We start from the raw sequence: 3,144 nt of genomic DNA on the forward strand, positions 1-3,144 counted from the left end.
CGGCCCTCTATCATGCCATGCAACATCCCAGGCTATACAATGATGTAGATGGGAAATATCCGCAATTTGATGGAAATTATCAGAACAAAACAATAAATAAAGGCAATTATTACGATGATTTTTCGATGTGGGATATTTACCGCGCGCAATTACCTTTAATTGAACTATTGAATCCCAACTTAGCTAATAGCCTGGTTAATTCGATGATATTAAAAGGTCAGCAAGGTGGTTGGATGCCTATTTTCCCTTGCTGGAACAGTTATACTGCCGCCATGATCGGCGATCATGCTACTGCTTTCATCGCTTCGGCATATAATAAGGGGATCCGCAATTATGATATTAATGAAGCTTACCGATTGATGAGGCAAAATGCCTTTCAAATGCCCGATTCTGTCGATTATCTGAATGGAAAAGGCCGGCGTGGAATTAACAGTTATTTAAAGTATGGCTATATTCCATTAGAAGACAGTATCCCAAACGCTTTTCATAAAAAGGAACAGGTAAGTAGAACCTTAGAGTATGCATACGATGATTATGCCCTCGCAAGTATCGCGAAAGATTTGGGCAAAGAAGCCGATTACCGGGAGCTATCAAAACGATCGCTTAATTACCAACATGTTTTTGATCCCAATGTTGGAATGGTTAGAGGGCGTTTTGCCAATGGCAACTGGTACAAGCCTTTTTATCCCGATCACCGCGAACCTTATATTACAGAAGGAACCCCAAGACAATATACTTTTTATGTTCCGCATGATATGCCCGGACTGATCAAGTTGATGGGTGGGCGTAAAAATCTCGAAAACGAACTGGATTCGCTCTTTAATAAAAAAGAATATTGGCATGGGAATGAACCTGGGCACCAGATTCCATTTTTATACAACTACACTTCTTCTCCATGGAAAACCCAGATGCAAGTATCACGCATTTTGGCTGAAGAGTATGGGGAAGGCGCTGGTGGTTTAAGTGGCAACGACGATGCGGGGCAAATGTCGGCATGGTATGTATTTGCAGCACTTGGCTTTTATCCGGTAGATCCTGTTTCAGGAAACTATCAACTCACCAGTCCTTTGTTTAAAGAGGCTACAATATCTTTCAGAAATGGCAAAAAATTAGTTATAACAGCCATTAAAAAGAGCAAAAATTCTATTTACATTTCAAAAATCAGTTTAAATGGAAAGCCTTTTACCCAAAACCAAATTAAACACCAATTGCTGGTGCAAGGCGGAAAATTAATCTTTTACCTGCAAGATCGACCAGCCGTGCTCTGAATCCTGAAAAACCAATCTAAACATAAATTAATAATCGTGCTCAGAGGAAGCCAAACAGCTAAATAACAGAAAAACATTTCAACCCCAGTTAATCTTTAAACAAAACCAAGATCATTAGTATTGCACTTAACACGAGGATAAAAAGTATCATTCTTTTGGGAAAGACATTTTCACCCGCCTCATTACCGGTTTTATCTGATGTTTTTAAAGTTTTCTTTTCAACCTTCATAGTTAGATTGGTATAGATAGGATTTGACTGTTTTTGAGCCAAAAAGATTAAGAGGAAAAAAATATCTTTATTCATTGACCGTATCGCTCAAAACATCAATATTAAAACACCGGCCTACACATCCCCGAAAAATTGATTCTGGGCAAATGGGAACCCTTATCTTAGGAAAAGCATACCATGTATTTTTTTTTGTCGATGCACGCTCCACCAAACACTTAACAAACAAACAATAACCTGCTAACCTTGAGGAAACATTGATTGACTAATTTACAAATGCATTTGCCTACCCTAGGCAGAAAACAGGTAAACAAAAAAGTTTCGACAAATAGCAAGCTATGAAACAGCAAGCCAGAACGATCCCAGGAAAACTGGTAGATTTTGATTATAACAAATACAGGTTACCAACATTTGTAATGCAGTTTAAACCCTCCGTTTATCAAGACGGTGATTGTTATTATGCCGTATTATCCTTTGAAGAGGAACACGATGTTTCAGGTCTTGGAACCTCTCCTGAGGATGCACTGATAGACTGGAATGATAAAGTATGTGAAATGCTTGCCCTATCGGGCGCTTTACGCACATCGCTAAGTGCCAAAAACAAATAATTACCACAAAAACAGGCCATTTTAATCTTCGCCAAAATTTATATTGATGAGCCGTGATATAGCTTAACGGCCCGGTATTTGATGAGGACTATTATGATCAGCTGAATTTTCCCGACAACTGTTACTTGAGATCAAAAGACAATGCAATTAATCTGGAGCAACGAAAATTTGAAAAGTTTGGTCTTTTAATTATTTTTATCTTATCTGAAAAGCTAAACTAAAGAATCATGGCCGGTGCGCAGGAAAACAACAAATGGGACTCCTATAACGGCGCTTCCCCACTTATTGCCCTATACAATAGTTTTCACCCCCTAACTGTTGAAATGGAGGCACTTATCGATAGCCACACCTTTCCTGTGAGTTTCCGCAAGAACAGATATATTATCTCTCCGATAGACCGTAATAGATATCTTTACCTGATTTTAAAAGGAGTAGTAAGGGGGTTCTATAAGGACTCGGGAACAGAGATCACTTCCTGGATCTGTCAGGAAAACGAAATTGTAGGGACCATTCGCAATCTATGGACTGAAGAAGAATCAGACGAATACCTCCAGGCAATAGAGGATGTAGAGCTGATTGCCATACCTCATGAACTCACGACTATGCTTTATAAAAATTTTGCAGAGGCAAACATTATTGGCAGAAAGATCATGGAGCTTCATTATAGRGGAGCGTATAACAGGGGCTTTATCTGCCAGATTCCCTCTGCGACGGGCCGCTATAAACACCTGCTATGGGCTTTCCCCTGGATGATTAACCGTGTACCGCTCCGGTATGTTGCTTCGTTCCTTGGCCTAAGACTGGAAACGCTAAGCAGGATCCGATCAGTAGAAAACAAAAGAATATAAAACATAGTCTGCGTTATTTTTAATTTTATTGTTTAAAATCTTGCTGAAGGCATGAAAATATTAAAGGCTGCTGATGCATTTGATAAATCAGCAAAAATAGACCAGGAAATAAATACAAGATCTATTTTATTCAAAAAAAGGGGGATTTCTTACCAATCAGTCTTAATTTACCCGTTAATTTGTCATTTATACAC

At 38.8% G+C, this 3,144-nt stretch carries 3 protein-coding genes; all 3 read left to right on the forward strand.

Translation table 11 applies throughout. The features are described from left to right. Positions 1–1,268: GH92 family glycosyl hydrolase (locus AC1DND_RS23940; protein ID WP_477585077.1), on the forward strand; the 1,268-nt coding region annotated here is incomplete at its 5' end. Between the two features lie 564 nt (positions 1,269–1,832). Then, positions 1,833–2,102 carry a hypothetical protein gene (locus AC1DND_RS23945; RefSeq protein WP_477585078.1) on the forward strand — a complete coding sequence of 90 codons (270 nt, stop codon included), beginning with the start codon at positions 1,833–1,835 and terminating at the stop codon, positions 2,100–2,102. Between the two features lie 227 nt (positions 2,103–2,329). Continuing rightward, positions 2,330–2,950: a Crp/Fnr family transcriptional regulator gene (locus AC1DND_RS23950; RefSeq protein WP_477585079.1), complete on the forward strand. Its 621-nt coding sequence runs from the start codon at positions 2,330–2,332 to the stop codon at positions 2,948–2,950. Positions 2,951–3,144 lie beyond the last annotated feature (194 nt).

This window comes from Pedobacter sp. 01N416, assembly GCF_056399685.1.